The organism is Arthrobacter burdickii (assembly GCF_030433645.1).
Classification (GTDB): domain Bacteria; phylum Actinomycetota; class Actinomycetes; order Actinomycetales; family Micrococcaceae; genus Arthrobacter_D; species Arthrobacter_D burdickii.
In genome coordinates this window covers 2045983-2064651 of the sequence record NZ_JAROCG010000001.1, presented here as the reverse complement: position 1 = coordinate 2064651, position 18669 = coordinate 2045983, and the positions used below count along the sequence as shown (strand labels likewise).

Here is an 18669-nt window from a genome sequence, read left to right as displayed (position 1 = left end):
CCGCAGGGGTGGCGGTACGGGGCGTCCTGGGGTCATGCCCCGACGCTACCGTGCCGTCCTGCGGCGGGCCAGCACGCACCGCATCAGGGACCAGGACCTGCCCGTGGTTCCTCCGGCGTTCCTGCCGTACGCCACGTGTCCAGGGCGATGACCACTCCCAGGACGACGAGGGACAGTGCAATGGAGGCGAGGGCGTCGGTGAGCCAGTGGTAGCCGAGGTAGAGCCGGCTGACCACCTGCGCGGCAATACCGCCCCACGCGGCAAGGAACCCGGCGAGCACCGGACCCGGGCGCCTGCGGCGGGAGAACACGATGAACGCTCCGACGAGCAGGAAATCGGAGGCTCCCAGGACGTGGCCGGAGGGGAAGGAGTACGTGCTGTCGCTGCCGAGCAGCATCGCACTCGCCGGCGGGCGGGCACGGCCGACGAGGTGCGTGATCACTTCGGCAAGGACCACCCCCGCGGTCATGGCGCCGGCCAGGAGCAGGGGGCGCCAGATGTGGCGCGCCTTGACAATCCAGACCGCGGTCACCATCACGACGACGATCGGCAGGACGACAGGTCCGAAAACCGTGGCCAGGACCACCATCACCACGGTCACCGCCGCGATGCGGTGGCCCACGAACCAGGAGTTGACCGGTTCGTCCAGCGTGGCCAGGTCATCCTTCTGCAGCACATCGGTCAGGGTGAGGAAGAAGAAGCCGCTGCCGGCCAGAACCAGGACGACCGCCGCGATGTAGAGCATCTTCCGCGTTCGAGCACTGACCTGGCGTTCCTCGACCACGAGCTTCCCGTGGAGGATCCAATGGGCCTTCACGGGAAGATGCCGACCGGTCACGGGACTCCCGTTCCCCTCAGCCGCCCGTCACCACGGGCAGCCCCTGCGTCGTCGACCACTGGGACCAGGAGCCGGGGAACAGCGCCGCGTCGATGCCCGCGATCTCGAGGGCCGCTATCTCGTGGGCGGCCGTGATGCCCGACCCGCAGTAGACCGCGACCCTCCCGCGGTCGGCGCCCAGCGAGGCGAAGCGGCTCCGGAGTTCCTCGACCGGCCGGAAGCGCCTGTCATCGCCCAGGTTGTCCGTCGTGGGTGCGCTGACCGCCCCGGGGACATGGCCGGCCTGTGGGTCGACCGGCTCCTGCTCACCCCGGAAGCGTTCCCCGGCCCGGGCGTCGAGGAGGACGTCGACTCCTGACGGCTCGAGGAGGTCGGGGATCGAGACCACCGGCATATGACCCGTGGAGAGATGGACGTTGCCCACGCAGTGCCGCTCCTCCCCGCCCTCGACGTCGAACCCGGCTGCGCGCCAGGCAGTGAGGCCGCCGTCGAGCAGGCGAACCGATGCGAACCCGGCATCGCGCAGGAGCCACCAGAGGCGCGCGGCGGCGAGGTTGCCCGAATCGTCGTAGGCGACCACCGTGTCCCCGTCGTCGAGCCCCCACTGGCGGGCGGCTTCCTGCAGGGCATCGGCGTCGGGAAGCGGATGGCGGCCGAGACCGGGCCCACCGGGAGCGCACAGCTGCGTCTCCAGGTCCACGTACACGGCGCCCGGTATGTGAGCTGCACGGTAATGCTCGTGGCCGGCGGGGTCGCCCAGGGACCAGCGAACATCGAGCAGGAGAGTCTGCGCGCCGGAGGTCATCCGGTCCTGCAGCTCCTGCACATCCATCAGAGTCTTCATCGAGATCTCCTGTCGGGACGGGCGACCGGGACGCGGTGGTGACCGCGCCCGGTCCTGATGCAGGCCAGTCCACCACACGGCGCTCCGGACACCAAGGGACCCGTCAGCCGACACTCTTTTCTTCGCCGCCCCCTTTCGGGCACCGCCGCGTCCAGGTGCACCCGGAGGGCACAGCTGCCCGTCCTGCCCTTCAGTGCGGGAACGAGTGCGGGAACGACGGCGGGCGGCAGGCGCCGCCTCAGATCTCGATGCTCTCGCGGACCGCGAGGTGGGCGAAGGCTGTGCCGTACCGCGAACCGAGGCGCGTCACGTGGCCCTCGACCATGCCCAGTCCCGTGTCATTGAGGAGGGCATCGTGGATCTGGAACGCGCGGGGCGCACGGACGGAGACGACGAAGTCCACCACTTCCGCCAGTTTCGACCACGGCGCATGCACGGGGACAAGGAGGGTGTCGACGTCGATGCCATCCGGCACGATGAACGAGTCACCCGGATGGTAGACGCCGTCGATCAGGAAGCCCACGTTGGCGACGAGCGGGACCAGCGGATGGATGAGTGCGTGCTGTCCGCCGAAGGTCCGCACACCGAACCCCGCGGCGGAGAACTCCTCGCCGCCGGCCACGGCGTGGACCCGCTCCCCTGCGGCGTCGCCCAGGCCCTCGCGGACCGCGTCGGCCACGCCCCGTGGCGCCCACAGCTCCACGGACAGGTTCCGGGACAGCGCCGCGACGACCCTGTCCAGGTCGATGTGGTCCGGGTGCTCGTGGGTGACCAGGACGGCGCCGGCGCCCTCGAGGGCTTCCTCGACCTCGGAGAACGTTCCGGGGTCGACGACGAGTGCGCGCCCGTCCTGCTCGAACCGTACGCAGGAATGGGTGAACTTCGTGAGCAGCATGGGCCCAGACTACCCGCGGCGGCGCTGATAATCTTGACTCTGGTCCAGGGCCTCCGAGTGCCCGCGGAAAGGGTAGGACATGACGCCTGAGGCGACATCCGAGGCAGTACCGACGGCAGTCTCCGGGTCGGTCCCGGTGTCGAGCCCGGATCCGGCCCCGGCACCGCAGCCTGCCCGCAAGGAGCAGCGCGTCACGCGCCAGCGGCGGGCCGTCAGCGCCGCCCTCGACGCACTGGCCGACTTCGTCAGCACGCAGGAACTCCACCGGGTGCTGCACGACCGCGGGGAATCGGTGTCCCTCGCCACCACCTACCGCATCCTCCAGTCCATGGCCGACGACGGTTTGGTGGACGTGCTGCGCAACGGTGACAACGAGGCGGTCTACCGCCGGTGCGCCGTCGAACATCACCACCACCACCTGCTGTGCCGGAACTGCGGACGGGCCGTGGAAGTCGAGGCGCCCGCCGTCGAGCAATGGGCCGCGCGCATCGCCGCAGAACACGGGTTCACCGATGCCGCCCATACTGTCGAGATCCACGGGGTCTGTCCGGACTGCGCGGCGCTCGCAGCAGGGTCCTGACATCGCCGTCCGGACGTCGGCAGGGCAACCGTTGCACTCCCTGCCGCAGACGGGAAGGGCCACCGTGGGCACCACCGCAGCGCTGACGACGCCGGTGCCGTCCATTAGGCTGGATCCGTGACGCCTTCCGACAGCTCCGCCCCGGTGGAGCCGAGCACGTTCGCAGCCGAATCCGGTGTCCGCGAGGACTCCGGTCGCCTCGAGGGCCTGGTCGAGGCAGTGCGCTGCTACCGCAACGCGGAGAGCTTCATGCGAGGCAAGAGCCGCGACTCGATGCACCTGGGGAAGACGGACATGACGGCACTGCGCCTGATGCTCCGCGCAGGGCAGGCGGGAAGCCCTCTTACCGCCGCCGCACTCGCGCGCGAGCTCGAGATCTCCACCGCCGCCACCACCGTCCTGATCGACCGCCTCGAGAAGAGCGGCCACGCCGAGCGGCGCCGGAGCGGAACCGACGGACGCTCCATCGAGATCTGGCCCACGGCCGCCACGGACAACGAGGTGCGCTCGACCATGGGCACGATGCACGAGCGGATGATGGAGATCGCCGCCGCCCTCTCACCCGAGGAGAGCGACACCATCCGCCGTTTCCTCGACGACCTGGGAAAGGCCATGCTCGAACTCGACTTCTCGTTCCCGGAGCCGGAACGCCCCGGGGCTTGAGCCGGCATCCTGGAAGAAGGGAAAAACCGTCTGGAAGTAGGGAAAACAGCGCTTACCTAGAGAGCTGAACTACTAGATGGTCTAAACTGTAGCCATGAAACCTTCGGACGCACGGCAGGGAGCCGGCTACTGGTACCCCCCGTCCGGAGAAGGAGCGGCCGCTCGGCCCGCGACCGGGGTCGACGTGCTCAACGCACTGAGGGCCTACCGCGCCGTGGAGAGCGGACTCCGTCGAAGCCTCAGCCAGCGGCTGAACGTCAACGAGACGGACCTCGCCGCACTCCGCTACCTCCTCGCCGTATGGCAGCAGGACCAGGGCGCGAGCCCCAAGGAACTCGCACTCGCACTCGGCATCTCGAGCGCATCGACGACCCTCGTGATCGACCGCCTCGAAAGGGCCGGCTACATCCGCAGGCGCCGTCACCCCGTCGATCGCCGCGCGGTCATCCTCGAGCCGGGCGAGAAGGCCACCGACGAATTCCAGGCGGCCTTCGACATCGAGAAACGGGGAGTCCTGGCGGCGGCGGACAGCCTCACCCGCGAGGAGACGGAGACCGTCACCCGCTTCCTGCGGAGCATGGAGCAGGCCATCACCGACGCGGTCGGCGAGCCGGACCGCGTCCCCGGCTCCTGAACCCGAGCCTCCTCACCCGTCGGCCCGCGCCCAGGGCTCGGACCCGGTCAGGTCCCCATCCGGGGCTCCTGGTTCAGGAACCTGTCGGCACCGCACGTCCCGGCACGGGTTCGGCGACCCGCGGACTCCTGGACCGCCGCGCCGATCGCCGCGAACTGATGAAGCGGCACACGAGGTAAATCGCGAAGGAGATCGTGGTCACGTAAGGACTGATCGGGATGCGCCCGCCGAGCGCCAGCAGGATGCCGCCCACCACGGATGTGCAGGCGAACACCACGCTGAGCAGGACGGCGGGACCGGGCGCCGAGGTGACCTTCAGTGCCGCGGCGGCCGGCGTGATGAGAAGCGCGAGGACCAGGAGTGCTCCGACGACCTGGATGGACAGCGCCACCGCGATCCCCAGCAGCACCATGAAGAGGATCGAGAGTCCCCGCACGGGTACCCCACGTGCTTCCGCGAGGTCTGCGTCGGCACTGGCGAAGGTCAGGGGCCGCCAGATCGCGGTCAGCGCGAGGATGACGACGACCGCGCACCCGACGAGCAGGTTGAGCTGCACGTCGTCGACCGAGACGATCTGCCCGGTGAGCAGGCCGAACTTGTTGGCAGCGCGGCCCTCGTACAGGGCGAGGAACAGGATCCCCAGGCCGAGGCCGAAGGGCATGACGACACCGATGATGGAGTTCCTGTCCCGTGCCCGGATCCCCATCAGCCCGAGGACGAGCGCGGCGAGGACGGACCCGACGAGCGAACCGGCGACCACGTTGGCTCCTGCGAGGAGCGCGAAGGCCGCGCCGGCGAAGGAGAGTTCGGCGATGCCGTGGACCGCGAAGGCGAGGTCCCGCATCATCACGAACATCCCGATGAGACCCCCGAGCAGCCCGAGGACCGCTCCGGCGATCAGCGAGTTCCGGACGAGGGGCAGCAGCTGCGCGTAGTTGTCGAAGGTGAAGATGGCGCTGAAGATCTCCTGGAAGTCCATGGCCTAGGCGCTCTCGTGGTGGTGGGTGGTGGCGTCGGGCAGTCCGACGACGACGATCCGGCCGTTGCTGTGCAGGACCTCGACGGGGCTGTCGTAGAGCTCGGAGAGCACCTCGCTGGTCATGACCTCGGCGGGTGACCCGACGCGGAACCTGCCGTCCGCGAGGTAGAGCACGCGGTCCACGTAGTCGATCACGGGATTGATCTCGTGGGTCACGAACACCACGGCGCTGTTCTTCTCGCGGCGCTGCCGGTCGATGAGGGCGCTGACCGCCTGCTGGTGGTTCAGGTCCAGCGACAGCAGGGGCTCGTCGCACAGGAGTACCGCCGGGTCCGTGGCGAGTGCCTGGGCCGCGCGCAGCCGCTGCTGCTCGCCGCCGGACAGCAGCCCGACAGGGGCGTCCGCGTAGGACTCCGCGCCGACGTCGCGCAGGAGCCTGTGCACTGTCTCGTCGTAGTGGCGGTTGCGCATCCTCAGGCCCCACCGGTGGCCGTCGACGCCGAGGCCCACGAGGTCCCGGGCCCGGAGCGGCGTCTCGGGCGGGAAGGACTTTTGCTGCGGGATGTAGCCGAGGTTCCGGCTGCCGCGGGTGATGGGCCGGCCGGCGATGGTCGCCGTGCCGGTGTCGAGCGGCTGCAGGCCCAGGAGAACCTTCAGGAAGCTCGTCTTCCCCGACCCGTTGGGGCCGAGCACGGCGAAGAACTCGCCGGGCATGATGTCGAGGTCAAGTCCCTCCCACAGCGTCCGGTCGCCGAAGGAGAGCGCCGCGCCGCGCAGGCGGATCGCCGGCGTCCCGCCTGCCCCGTCCGGGGAGGCCTGGCCGGGCATCGTCGAGGTCATGCGGTGCGGCTTCCAGTCTGTCGGGGTTCATATGAGCGTGCCGGGGTCGAGCAGGGTGGTGCGGGGTAGGACCTCCCGGCCCTCAGGAGGCGAGGGCAGCCTCGATGTTCTCCGTGTTGGCAGTCATCCAGGAGACGTAGTCCTCGCCCTCGGGCAGTGTCTCGGTGAAGTCGAGGACGGGGAGGCCCGCGTCGTCGGCCGCGGAGCGTACCGCTTCCGTCTGCGATCCTTCGGTCTGCCCATTGTAGGCAAGGAAGGCGAGGGTCCCGCCGGACACGAGCGTCTTCATCTCCTGGAGCACCGCGACAGGGACATCCGTCTCCTCCTCGATGGCCTCGCTGAATTCCTCCGGCGTGACGTTCTCGAGGCCCGCCGCCTCCAGGAGGTAGGCGGGGACCGGCTCGGTCACGGCGACCTCACCCCCGGGTCCGTCCGAGGCGAGGGCGGCGAGCCCGTCCTGGATCGGCTGGAGCTGCGCGGCGAAGGCGTCCGCCCGCTCGCGGTACGCTTCGGCGTTGTCCCCGTCGAGCCGGCCGAGCTCCTCGGCGATGGCGTCGGCGAGCCCCACCATCGCAGGGAGGTCGTACCAGACGTGCTCGTTGAACGTGCCGTGCTGGTGGCCTTCCTCGTGGGCCGAGGCGTCGGCAGAGGCATCACCGGAGGCGCCGGCAGAAGCGCCGGAGGCGCCGTCCGTGTCCTCGTGACCCTCCTCGTGACCCTCCTCGTGACCCTCCTCGAGGCCTGACACCTCGACGGCGCTGAGCACCGTCGCCACACCCGTCTCGTCGGCGAGCCTGCCGAGGAACGCGTCGTAGCCTCCGCCGTTCTCGATCACGAGATCGGCCCCGGACACCGACAGCTTGTCCTGCACGGTTGGCTCGTAGGAGTGGGGGTCCTGGCTGAGGCTGGTGACGATGGCCGTCACCTCGACGTCGTCCCCTCCCACGGCTGCGGCGATGTCCCCGTACACGTTCGTGGGGGTCACGATCGTGAGCACACCGTCGTCGGCGCCGGAGGATCCCGGAGCCCCGGACCCGCCGTCCCCGCATGCGGCGAGGCCGAGGGTGGAGACCGCCAGGAGGGCGGGCACGGCGAGACGGCGGGAAAGGGGCATCGGGACCTCGATCAGACTAATGAGAACAATTTACGTTAGCGGACCGAGCATAACCCGAATGCGAATGGTTCGCATCTCTGGAGCATGGAACCGGCCCTCAGGCGACGGGGGTCTCCGTCCCGTTGACGCCCTCGCCCGTCCTCCGGGCGCCCTGGTTCTGCGTCGCATCCCGGATCTCGCCGACGAGCTGCTCGATCACGTCCTCCAGGAAGAGCACGCCACGGGTCGAGCCGTCCGGTCCCAGGACGCGTGCGAGGTGCGAGCCCGTCCGCTGCATCACGGTGAGGGCGTCCTCGATCTCGTCATGGAGCGACAGGTTGGCGAGCGTGCGGACCTTGTTCTCCGTGATGGGCCTGCGGTACATCGCCTGCGGCATCGACATGATGTCCTTCAGGTGCATGTAGCCGGTGAGGTTGCCGTGGTCGTCCACCATCACGAAGCGGGAGAACCCGGTACGGCCCACCGCCCGCTCGAAGTCCTCGGGAGTCGCATCGGTCCGGACGGTGACGAGCTCGCTGAGGGGAACCATGGTGGTCTCGGCGGTCTGGCCGGAGAACTCGAGCGCACTGGTGATGAGCCCGGACTCGTCGTCGACCAGCCCGCTCTTCGTGGACTCCTCCACGATGGACTGCACTTCCTCGAGCGTGTAGGTCGAGGAGACCTCGTCCTTCGGCTCCACGCCGAGTACACGCAGGATGTGGTTCGCGGACCAGTTCAGCGAGGAGATCACAGGATGGACGACGCGCGCGATCAGGACGAGCGGCGGAGCCAGGAGCAGCGCTGCCTTGTCGGCGACGGAGACCGAGATGTTCTTCGGCACCATCTCGCCGAAGGTCACGTGGAGGAAGGTGACCAGCATCAGGGCCAGGCCGAAGGCGACGCCGTCCGCCACTCCCTCCGGCACCCCGACGGCCTCGAACGGGACGACGAACAGGTGATGGATCGCAGGCTCGGCGACCTGCAGGATCAGGAGCGAACACACCGTGATGCCCAGCTGGGAGCAGGCGAGCATGAGGGACACGTGCTCCATGGCCCAGATCGTGGTCCTGGCGCGCTTCGAGCCCGCCTCGGCGAGAGGTTCGATCTGGCTGCGGCGCGCGGACATCACCGCGAACTCGGCCCCGACGAAGAAGGCGTTGCCCATCAGGAGGATCACGAGCCAGAGAATTCCTGCCCAGTCGCTCATCGGTCGTCCTTCCGTACGGCAGTACTGCCGGCGAGGGCGGGCCGCGGCCCGTCATGCGTGCGGGCGCTCAGGTCGACCGACTGGTGTTCGGGGACGACGGCGCTGTCAGCGGCCACCCCGTCCGGGCTGTCCACGTGATGGTCCCCCACAGGTTTCGGTGCGGGCCGGAACTGGACCCGGTCGATGCGGCGCCCGTCCATGCGCTCGACCGAGAGGGTGCCCGCCGGGAGCTCGACCCGGTCACCCGGCGCCGCGACCCGGCCGAGTTCGGCCATGATGAACCCGGCGACGGTCTCGTAGCCGGCTTCATCCGGTACCACGAGTCCAGGGATCTGCACCGTGACCTCGTCGGGACGCATGAGCCCCGGGAAGAACCAGTCTCCCGCGGCGCTCTGCAGTACGCCCGGCTTCAGCTTGTCGTGCTCGTCCTTGACCTCGCCGACGATCTCCTCGACCAGGTCCTCGAGCGTGGCGACACCGGCGGTGCCACCGTATTCGTCGAGCACGACGGCGAGCTGGAGGTTCGCCTCGCGGAGCTCGCGGAGGAGTGAGTCGAGGTGCACGGTCTCCGGGACGCGCAGGACCTCGGTCATGATGGTGCCGGCGGGCAGCTCCGCACGCTTGTGGCGGGGAACCGCGACGGCCTTCTTGACGTGGACCACTCCACGGATGTCGTCGGCGGAGTCCCCGATGAGCGGGAACCGCGAGTAGCCGGTGCGCCGTGCGGCCTCGACCACGTCGGCCACGGTCTGGTCGGAGTCGATGACCTCCATGCGGATACGCGGCGTCATGACGTCGGCGGCCGTCCGCTCCGAGAAGCTGAACGTCCGTGCGAGGAAGGTGGCCGTGCCCTGGTCGAGCGTGCCCATCTCGGCGGACCGGCGCACGAGGGACGAGAGCTCCGACGGCGTCCTCGCGCCCGAGATCTCCTCCTTGGCCTCGAGTCCGAAGACGTTGAGGATGCGGTTCGAGAAACCGTTGAGCACGATGATGGCCGGCTTGAAGACGGCCGTGAACACCAGCTGCGGGCGGGCCAGCGCCTTGCCGACCCGGAAGGGCAGCGAGATGGAGAGGTTCTTGGGCACGAGTTCGCCGAGGAGCATCGACAGCAGTGTCGCCAGGACCATCGCGATGATGAGGGACGTCGAGGCCACCAGCGCCTCCGACAGGCCGAGCGCGCCCAGGGGCGTTTCGAGGAGCCGCCCGACGGACGGTTCCATCACGTAGCCCGTGAGCAGCGTGGTGAGCGTGATACCCAGCTGACAGCTCGAGAGCTGCGTGGACAGCGACTTCAGGCACCGCAGCAGCGGCTCGGCCTTCGTGTCGCCGTCGTCGACGGCGCGCTGCACATAGGTCTGGTCGAGCGCGACGAGCGCGAACTCGACGGCCACGAAGAACCCCGTCCCGAGGACGAGGAGGAGGCCGACGGCCAGATAGATCCATTCCACCGCTACATCCCCTCCTCGGTCACACCGGGTCGGGAACGCAGCGGCCCGCGTCTGAGGGGGTCCGCGGCGTCGGACTGGAGGGGCGCTGCGCCCTGGTCGGGACCGGCGTCGGCCGGGCGTCCCGCAGTGGGCTCGGGCAGCGGATGGGCAAGAGAGGAGGGTATGCCGGCGTCGAGCCGGCCCCTAGAAGGACTGTCCATAAGAAGGCCAGTTTACCGGCTCGGGCGCCGCCCGCCACACGAATTCCCGAGCTGTACGCCGATCGCGGACAGCCGGGCGCTACCAGCTCTGCTGGAGCGGCCGCCCCTCCTCGTAGCCCGCCGCCGACTGCACGCCCACGACAGCACGCTCGCGGAACTCCGCGAGCGATGCCGCGCCGGCATAGGTCATGGAACTGCGCACGCCGGCGGTGATCATGTCGAGGAGGTCCTCCACGCCCGGCCGGGCAGGATCGAGGTACATCTTCGAGGTGGAGATTCCCTCCTCGAAGAGGCCCTTGCGGGCCCGTGCGAACACGTCGTCGCGGCGCGTCCGGTTCTGCACCGCGCGCGCGGAGGCCATGCCGAAGCTCTCCTTGTACCGGCGTCCGTCGCTGTCGGTCTGCAGGTCGCCGGGGCTCTCGTAGGTCCCCGCGAACCAGGAGCCGATCATGACCTGGCTCGCGCCGGCGGCGAGGGCGAGGGCGACGTCGCGCGGGTACCGCACGCCGCCGTCGGCCCACACATGGGCGCCGAGCTCGGCCGCCGCCTGGGCGCACTCGTGGACGGCGGAGAACTGCGGGCGTCCGACGGCGGTCATCATGCGCGTGGTGCACATGGCACCCGGGCCGACGCCGACCTTGATGATGGAGGCCCCAGCGGCGACGAGGTCGCGCACGCCGTCGGCGCTGACCACGTTGCCGGCGACGATGGGGACCTTCGGATCGAGGCCGCGTACGACGGCGAGCGCGTCGAGCATCTTGCGCTGGTGGCCGTGGGCGGTGTCGACGACGAGGACGTCGACCCCGGCGTCCAGCAGCGCCGCGGCCTTGGCCTCCACGTCGCCGTTGATGCCCACCGCCGCCGCTACGCGGAGCTTGCCCGCCGCATCGAGCGCCGGCTCGTAGATGGTGGAACGGAGCGCGCCGGTCCGCGTGATGACGCCCTGCAGGACGCCGTCCCGCACCACCGGCGCCAGGGAGGCGCGGGCGCCGTCGAGTTCCTCGAAGGCCTTCTGCAGGGCCACGGCGGGATTGTCGTCGAACAGCGACGCCTCGAAGGGGGCCGGGGCCGGACGCATCACGGACTCGAGGGAGGCGAAGCGGTCCACCTCCTCGCAGTCGGCCGCGGTGACCACGCCAACGCAGACGCCGCCGTCGACGACGAGCACGGCGCCGTGGGCACGCTTGTACATGAGGTGGAGTGCGTCGATCACGGTGTTGCCGGGCTGCAGCTTGAGCGGCGTCTCGAAGACCGGGTGGCGGTCCTTCACCCACGACGTGACCTCGGCGATCACCTCGACGGGCACGTCCTGCGGCAGGACACCGATGCCGCCGCGCCGCGCCACGGTCTCGACCATGCGCCGACCGGTCACCGCCGTCATGTTGGCGACGACCAGCGGGATCGTGGTGCCCGTGCCGTCGTCCGACGAGAGATCGACGTCGAAGCGGGAGATGACCTCGGACGCCGACGGTACGAGGAAGACGTCGGAGTAGGTGAGGTCGGTGGTGGGCGGGTTGATGAAGCGCATGGTTCTCCCTGGATCGACGGCCGCAACAACGGCCGCACAGAGTATAGTGCCTTCCCGCCCGCCGTCCCATTCGACGCGGCATTCCGCACAGCGTTCCACGCGGCCTCGGAGGACGTCCGGAGTGCCGCGTGCACCGCTCGCGGACACGCCCTGATTGGCTTGTTTGTTGCTCGTGTCACTACACTTGGACAGGGTCCAGACACGGCTTTGCGCCGATCCTGACGACCGCACCGCGCTCAGGGCAACTTACGGAAGAGGCGTATACCAAGTGCCAGAACAAACCAGCCACCGTCTACCTGAAGAGTTCGGCGGGAACGAGTGGCTTGTTGATGAACTCTACGAACAGTTCCAGAAAGACCGCCACTCGGTCGACAAGAAGTGGTGGGACCTGTTCGATTCGTTCGACGCAGAAGATACAGCAGCAGGGAACGACCGCACTGCAGCGGACGAACCCGCCAACCCCGCACTGGCACCGACGGCCACGCGTCCCGCGGCCCCGTCGTCGAATGGTGGCACCCCGCCCGCACCGGCTGCCCCCGCGCATCCCCCGACGAAGGAACTGCCGGTCGTGAGGACCGAGGCTGCCGCGCCGAAGGCCTCCGGTGAGAGCCCCGCGAGCACCCAGCAGAGCGGCAAGCCCCCCGTGGCGAACGAACCGGCGAAGAAGCCGGAGACCTCCCGGGAGGACAAGCCCGCCGCCCAGCCCATCCCGGCACAGCTTCCCGCCTCGGACCGCAATGCCGAGATGGAAGAGAACAAGGTCAGCGTGCTCCGCGGGCCCGCCAAGGCGATCTCCACCAACATGGAAGCCAGCCTGAGCGTCCCCACCGCGACGAGCGTCCGGGCCATCCCAGCCAAGCTGCTGATCGACAACCGCGTGGTCATCAACAGCAACCTGGCCCGCGCCCGCGGCGGTAAGGTCTCCTTCACGCACCTCATCGGCTACGCGATCATCCGGGCTCTCGCCCAGTTCCCGTCGCAGAACGTCTACTACGACGTCATCGACGGCAAGCCCTCGGCAGTGCAGCCCGCCCACGTGAACTTCGGCCTCGCGATCGACATGCCGAAGCCCGACGGGACGCGCTCGCTCGTGGTGCCGAACATCAAGAAGGCCGAGACCATGAACTTCTCGGAGTTCTGGCACGCCTACGAGGACCTCGTGAAGAAGGCGCGCGCCGGCAAGCTCGGCGCCGACGACTACGCCGGCACCACGGTGTCCCTGACCAACCCCGGCGGCATCGGTACCGTCCACTCGGTCCCGCGCCTCTCCAAGGGCCAGGCCTGCATCATCGGGGCGGGCGCCCTCGAGTACCCGGCCGAGTTCCAGGGCTCCAGCGAGAAGACGCTCGCGAAGCACGCGATCAGCAAGACCATCACGCTGACCTCGACGTACGACCACCGCGTCATCCAGGGCGCGGGCAGCGGTGAGTTCCTGCGGATCATCCACCAGCTGCTGCTGGGTGAGCAGGGCTTCTACGACGAGATCTTCGAGTCGCTGCGCATCCCCTACGAGCCCGTGCGCTGGAGCGCCGACATCCAGGTCGACCCGGTGGACCAGATCAACAAGGTCGCCCGGATCCAGCAGCTCATCCACGCGTACCGCGTGCGCGGCCACCTGATGGCGGACACCAACCCGCTCGAGTACGTCCAGCGCAAGCACGCCGACCTCGACATCCGCACCCACGGCCTCACGCTGTGGGACCTCGACCGCGAATGGCCCACGGGCGGCTTCGGCGGACAGCCGATGCTCAAGTTCCGGGACATGCTCGGCGTCCTGCGCGACGCCTACTGCCGCACCACCGGCATCGAGTACATGCACCTGCAGGACCCCGCCGAGCGGCAGTGGTTCCAGGACGAGCTGGAGCACCCCTACTCCAAGCCGAGCCGCGAGGAGCAGCTGCGCATCCTGCACAAGCTGAACTCCGCCGAGGCCTTCGAGACGTTCCTGCAGACGAAGTTCGTCGGCCAGAAGCGCTTCTCCCTCGAGGGCGGCGAATCCCTGATCCCGCTGCTCGACGCCGTGCTCTCCGGTGCGGCCGACGACGGCCTCGACGAGGTCGCCATCGGCATGGCGCACCGCGGCCGCCTGAACGTGCTCACCAACATCGCCGGCAAGACGTACGCCCAGGTCTTCCGCGAATTCGAGGGCACGCAGGACCCGCGCTCCGTGCAGGGCTCGGGCGACGTGAAGTACCACCTCGGCACCGAGGGGACGTTCACCTCCGACGCCGGCAACGAGACCAAGGTCTACCTCGCCGCGAACCCGTCACACCTCGAGGCCGTCGACCCCGTGCTCGAGGGCATCGTCCGGGCGAAGCAGGACCTCCTCGACCAGCACGACAGCTTCCCCGTGCTGCCGATCCTCATCCACGGTGATGCGGCCTTCGCGGGCCAGGGCGTCGTGGCGGAGACCCTCAACCTGTCGCAGCTCCGTGGCTACCGCACCGGCGGCACCATCCACGTGATCGTGAACAACCAGGTCGGCTTCACCACGAGCCCGACGTCGTCGCGTTCCTCGGTGTACTCCACGGATGTCGCGAAGATGGTCCAGGCTCCCGTGTTCCACGTGAACGGCGACGATCCGGAGGCCGTGGTCCGCGTGGCCCAGCTGGCCTACCAGTTCCGCCAGCGGTTCAACAAGGACGTCGTCATCGACATGGTCTGCTACCGCCGTCGGGGCCACAACGAGGGCGATGACCCCTCGATGACGCAGCCCATGATGTACAACCTGATCGAGGCGAAGCGCTCGGTCCGCAAGCTGTACACCGAGGCCCTGATCGGCCGCGGCGACATCACGCAGGAAGAGGCGGAGCAGGCCCTGCGCGACTACCAGGAGCGCCTCGAGCGCGTCTTCGCCGAGACCCACGCGGCCCAGACGTCGCCGATCCCGGTCGTCACCAAGGACCCGAAGGCGGTCTCGAACCTCGAGCGGCCCTACGCGCAGCAGTCCTCGGACGGCGGCGAGTCCGCCGCGCAGCCGACGGCGATCAGCGCAGAGACGCTGGCGCACATCGGCGCGGCGCACATCGCGATCCCCGAGGGCTTCACGGTCCACCCGAAGCTCAAGGCACTGCTCGAGAAGCGTGAGCAAATGTCCCGTGAGGGCGGCATCGACTGGGGCTTCGGCGAGGTTGCGGCCTTCGGGTCGCTGCTCATGGAGGGCGTGCCCGTGCGGCTCGCCGGCCAGGACTCGCGCCGTGGCACCTTCGTGCAGCGGCACGCGGTGTTCCACGACCGGGCGACCGGCCACGAATGGCTGCCCCTGGACGACCTCAGCAAGGACCAGGCCAAGTTCTGGGTCTACGACTCCTCGCTGAGCGAGTACGCGGCCATGGGCTTCGAGTACGGCTACTCCGTGGAGCGGCCTGACGCGCTCGTGATCTGGGAGGCGCAGTTCGGCGACTTCGTCAACGGCGCGCAGACCATCATCGACGAGTTCATCAGCTCCGCCGAGCAGAAGTGGGGACAGCGTTCCTCGCTCGTCCTGATGCTGCCCCACGGCTACGAGGGCCAGGGCCCCGACCACTCCTCTGCACGCATCGAGCGCTTCCTGCAGATGTGTGCCGAGGAGAACATGGTGGTCGCGAACCCGAGCAGTGCCGCCTCGCACTTCCACCTGCTGCGTCAGCACGCCTACCGCCGCCCGCGGAAGCCGCTCGTGATCTTCACCCCCAAGCAGCTGCTGCGCCTGAAGGCAGCGGCAAGTCCGGTGGAGGAGTTCACGCAGGGCACCTTCCAGCCCGTCATCCCCGACACGCTCGGGACGCCGGGGAACGACGTCGAACGCGTCATCCTGGTGTCCGGACGGCTCTACTACGACCTGCTGTCCTCCCGGCAGAAGCTCGACGACGGCAAGACGGCCATCGTCCGCGTGGAGCAGCTGTACCCGCTCCCGCTGGACGAGATCAAGGCCGCCCTTGCCACCTACCCCAACGCGGAGATCGTGTGGGCGCAGGACGAGCCAGCGAACCAGGGACCGTGGCCCTTCATCGGGCTCAACCTCCCCCAGGAGCTCGACCGGCGCGTGCGCCTGGCCTCGCGTCCGGCGTCCGCGTCGACCGCCACGGGATCGGCGAAGAGCCACGCGGTGGAGCAGGAACTCCTCATCAAGAGGGCGTTCGGCCGGCAACAGTAGGCCATCAGTATGATGTTGGGTGGGGCTTCAGGCCCCACCCGATGTCTTTAAGGGCGTGCGCGGGTTCTCCGGCAGCCCGGCACCATCCGACGACCAGTACACCGAGGGACCAGTGGAACAACGCAGAATCCGGCTAGCAGCAGTGGGCGACGAACTCCTCGCGGGGCTCGGTGATCCGCGGGCACTGGGCTGGATCGGACGCGTGATGGCCCGGACCCGGCCGGACAACGCCTTCGTCGAGGCCTACAGCCTCGCGGCTCCCGGCGAGGGGACGGAGTCCCTGGCGAACCGCTGGCTGCAGGAGGCCGGACGCCGCTTCGGCGACGGGTTCGAGAACCGCCTCGTCATCGGCCTCTCGGACCGCGACCTCGACCTCGAGCTGTCGACCGCGAGGAGCAGGCTCAACCTCGCCAACATCCTCGACGGCGCGGCACAGATGAGCATCAAGGTCCTCGTCGTCGGTCCCCCGCCGGGCCTCGATGCCGAACGCAACCGCCGCCTCGCCGACCTGTCCGCGGCGTTCGGCGACGTGACCACGCGCCGCAAGCACGTCTTCGTCGACACGTTCACACCCCTGCTGGCGCACGAGCAGTGGCGCCACGATCTCGCCGCGAACGGCGGGACGCCGGGCCAGGCCGGGTACGGCCTCATCGCCTGGCTCGTCCTGCACCGCGGCTGGTTCCAGTGGCTCGACGTGCCCGCTCCTGAGTAGCGGCACGCTGCAGGAAGCCCCCGGGATTCGCATCCCGGGGGCTTTCTCGTGCTCGGGTGCCCCATGTTTCCCTCCGGTAACGGTTGGGTTATCACTGGCTCACTGAGTGTCCGAAGGCAACGATCTGCCGCTATGCTGTCCGAGTGTGATTGCCGTCACTGCCGCAATCCGCCGCGGAGGACCTTCCTGCGTTCCTCGCGCCAAGCACAGTAAGGACTATCGAATGCGTAATAAGCGCACTATGACGCTCGCCGCACTGTCCATCGGAACGCTCATGCTGAGCGCCTGCGGATCGGCGGGCGGTACGGCCGAGACACCGGCATCCCAGGGTGCGACGGAGAACATCGCCCCGACGATCAATATCGCGATCAGCCAGGCGCCCACCGGCTACAACGGCAACACCGCCAGCACCAATGCGGTCTACAACACCTACGTGGACAACCTGACCTCGAGCGGTTTCGCTGCCTTCGCCGCCAACGGCAACCTGGAGCCCAACGAGGAGTTCGGCACCTACGAGAAGACCAGCGACGACCCGCTGACGATCAAGTACACCATCAACGAGGATGCTGTCTGGTCCGACGGCACGCCGATCGACTACGACGACGTCCTGCTGAGCTGGGCGGCCCTGTCCGGCACGCACCCGAGCGGTGAGAAGGATCCCGAGACGGGCGCCGAGGCCGATCTCTTCCAGGCGGCCTCGACCAACGGGTTCGCCTCCATGGAGAAGATCGAGGGTGAGCCCGGCGCCAAGGAGTTCGAGGCCGTCTTCACCGAGCCCTACGCCGACTGGGAAGCCCTGTTCACCACCGGCGTCTTCATGCCTGCCCACATCGCTGCCGAGCAGGCCGGGATGTCCGCCGAGGGCGACGGCGCCGAACTCGTCGAAGCCATCCAGAACGACGACAGTGCGGCCCTTGGTCCGGTCGCCGAGTTCTGGAACAGCGGCTGGAACTACGAGGCCGACCTGCCGACCCTTCCCGACACGGCGATCCTCCCCTCCTCCGGCCCGTACAAGCTGGACAACGCCACCGACGGCACCCTGACGCTCGTCAAGAACGACAAGTACTGGGGCGAGGAGCGTGCCGGCAAGACGGACTCGATCGTCTTCAAGACCATCGTCGACGAGGAAGCAGTCCAGGCACTGCAGAACGGCGACGTCGACGTCATCGAGCCGTCCAGCCCGACCGTCGACACGAAGGCGGCCCTCGAGCAGATCGGCGAGACCGTCACGGTGGACACCGGGCAGTCGCTGACCTTCTCGCATGTGGACCTCGACCAGCGTCCCGGTGCCGTCTTCGAGGACCTCAAGGTGCGCCAGGCCTTCGGGAAGTGCGTGCCGAGGGCCGACATGGTCGACAAGTTCGTGACCCCCATCGATCCCGAGGGTTCGGTCATGAACCTGCACGAGTACCAGCCGGCGCAGTCCGACTACGAGACGGTCCTCGAGGGCGCACCCGCCGCAGAGGGCGACGGGACCGCCGACATCGAGGGTGCCAAGGCGCTCCTCGCCGAGGCCGGCAAGACCGAGCCCGTCAAGGTCAGCCTGATGTTCGCCTCCACGAGCCAGTTGCGCGCCGACATGGTCGCCCTGATCAAGGACTCCTGCGACAAGGCGGGCTTCGAGATCGTCCCGCAGCCCGAGGCCGAGTGGAGCGCCAAGCTCTCGCAGCCCGGTGCCTGGGACGCTGTCGTCTTCGGCTGGGCAGGCTCCGGCCTCGTAGCCTCGGGCCAGTCCATCTACATCACCGGCGGTGAGCAGAACTTCGGTGGCTACAGCGACCCCGAGGTGGACCGCCTCTGGGACGAGATCGTCACGAGCACCGACTCCGAGGCGGTCGTCCCGCTGAAGACCGACCTCGAGCAGCGCCTCGCCGAGACGCAGTACAACGTGGTCCTCTACGCCAACCCGAACATCGCGGGCTACTCCTCGAAGCTCGAGGGCGTGGAACTCAACCCGACGCAGACCGGCATCACCTGGAATGCCTACAGCTGGACGAAGCAGGCCTGATTGCATCATCCGGAGAACGCATGAGGACGGGCAGGCCCTCGGGCCTGCCCGTCCCTGTGCCCGG

General features: G+C 68.8%; 15 protein-coding genes. 6 read left to right on the top strand and 9 right to left on the bottom strand.

All coding sequences use genetic code 11. The features are described from left to right. Positions 1–83 precede the first annotated feature (83 nt). The 3 genes from P5G52_RS09595 to P5G52_RS09585 all read right to left on the bottom strand — a co-directional run bounded on the left by P5G52_RS09595 (position 84) and on the right by P5G52_RS09585 (position 2578). The gene (locus P5G52_RS09595) at positions 84–818 is read right to left on the bottom strand and encodes a phosphatase PAP2 family protein (protein ID WP_301226843.1); all 735 of its coding nucleotides are present in this window, start codon (positions 816–818) and stop codon (positions 84–86) included. 37 nt (positions 819–855) lie between these two features. Continuing rightward, complete coding sequence (locus tag P5G52_RS09590; RefSeq protein WP_301226841.1) at positions 856–1683, bottom strand: sulfurtransferase; 828 nt, start codon at positions 1681–1683, stop codon at positions 856–858. Between the two features lie 238 nt (positions 1684–1921). After that, positions 1922–2578 (bottom strand): MBL fold metallo-hydrolase, encoded by a 657-nt coding sequence (locus P5G52_RS09585; protein WP_301226839.1) that lies wholly within the window; start codon positions 2576–2578, stop codon positions 1922–1924. 79 nt (positions 2579–2657) lie between these two features. On the opposite strand from P5G52_RS09585, the gene P5G52_RS09580 reads away from it, so the two are divergent. The 3 genes from P5G52_RS09580 (at position 2658) to P5G52_RS09570 (ending at position 4455) form a co-directional block, all read left to right on the top strand. After that, positions 2658–3158, top strand: coding sequence for a Fur family transcriptional regulator (locus tag P5G52_RS09580; protein WP_301226837.1), 501 nt, complete (start codon positions 2658–2660; stop codon positions 3156–3158). A 117-nt stretch (positions 3159–3275) separates the two neighbouring features. Next, positions 3276–3821, top strand: coding sequence for a MarR family winged helix-turn-helix transcriptional regulator (locus P5G52_RS09575; protein ID WP_301226835.1), 546 nt, complete (start codon positions 3276–3278; stop codon positions 3819–3821). A gap of 94 nt (positions 3822–3915) precedes the next feature. Next, complete coding sequence (locus P5G52_RS09570; protein ID WP_301226833.1) at positions 3916–4455, top strand: MarR family winged helix-turn-helix transcriptional regulator; 540 nt, start codon at positions 3916–3918, stop codon at positions 4453–4455. Between the two features lie 73 nt (positions 4456–4528). Here the strand turns inward: P5G52_RS09570 and P5G52_RS09565 are convergent, their stop codons facing one another. The 6 genes from P5G52_RS09565 to guaB1 all read right to left on the bottom strand — a co-directional run bounded on the left by P5G52_RS09565 (position 4529) and on the right by guaB1 (position 11750). Further along, the gene (locus P5G52_RS09565) at positions 4529–5434 is read right to left on the bottom strand and encodes a metal ABC transporter permease (protein ID WP_301226831.1); all 906 of its coding nucleotides are present in this window, start codon (positions 5432–5434) and stop codon (positions 4529–4531) included. Positions 5435–5437: 3 nt separating this feature from the next. Next, positions 5438–6274 carry a metal ABC transporter ATP-binding protein gene (locus P5G52_RS09560; RefSeq protein WP_301226829.1) on the bottom strand — a complete coding sequence of 279 codons (837 nt, stop codon included), beginning with the start codon at positions 6272–6274 and terminating at the stop codon, positions 5438–5440. An 82-nt stretch (positions 6275–6356) separates the two neighbouring features. After that, positions 6357–7388 carry a metal ABC transporter solute-binding protein, Zn/Mn family gene (locus P5G52_RS09555; RefSeq protein ID WP_301226827.1) on the bottom strand — a complete coding sequence of 344 codons (1032 nt, stop codon included), beginning with the start codon at positions 7386–7388 and terminating at the stop codon, positions 6357–6359. Positions 7389–7485: 97 nt separating this feature from the next. Next, complete coding sequence (locus P5G52_RS09550) at positions 7486–8574, bottom strand: hemolysin family protein (protein ID WP_301226825.1); 1089 nt, start codon at positions 8572–8574, stop codon at positions 7486–7488. Next, positions 8571–10022, bottom strand: a complete 1452-nt coding sequence (locus P5G52_RS09545) for a hemolysin family protein (RefSeq protein ID WP_301226823.1) — start codon at positions 10020–10022, stop codon at positions 8571–8573. The genes P5G52_RS09550 and P5G52_RS09545 overlap by 4 nt, the downstream gene beginning before the upstream one ends. A gap of 279 nt (positions 10023–10301) precedes the next feature. Next, positions 10302–11750, bottom strand: a complete 1449-nt coding sequence (guaB1, locus tag P5G52_RS09540) for a GMP reductase (protein ID WP_301226822.1) — start codon at positions 11748–11750, stop codon at positions 10302–10304. Positions 11751–12018: 268 nt separating this feature from the next. On the opposite strand from guaB1, the gene P5G52_RS09535 reads away from it, so the two are divergent. The 3 genes from P5G52_RS09535 (at position 12019) to P5G52_RS09525 (ending at position 18605) form a co-directional block, all read left to right on the top strand. Continuing rightward, positions 12019–15885 carry a multifunctional oxoglutarate decarboxylase/oxoglutarate dehydrogenase thiamine pyrophosphate-binding subunit/dihydrolipoyllysine-residue succinyltransferase subunit gene (locus P5G52_RS09535; RefSeq protein WP_301226820.1) on the top strand — a complete coding sequence of 1289 codons (3867 nt, stop codon included), beginning with the start codon at positions 12019–12021 and terminating at the stop codon, positions 15883–15885. A gap of 112 nt (positions 15886–15997) precedes the next feature. Continuing rightward, complete coding sequence (locus tag P5G52_RS09530; protein ID WP_301226818.1) at positions 15998–16597, top strand: GDSL-type esterase/lipase family protein; 600 nt, start codon at positions 15998–16000, stop codon at positions 16595–16597. Positions 16598–16820: 223 nt separating this feature from the next. Then, complete coding sequence (locus tag P5G52_RS09525; RefSeq protein ID WP_301226816.1) at positions 16821–18605, top strand: ABC transporter family substrate-binding protein; 1785 nt, start codon at positions 16821–16823, stop codon at positions 18603–18605. Positions 18606–18669: the final 64 nt, after the last annotated feature.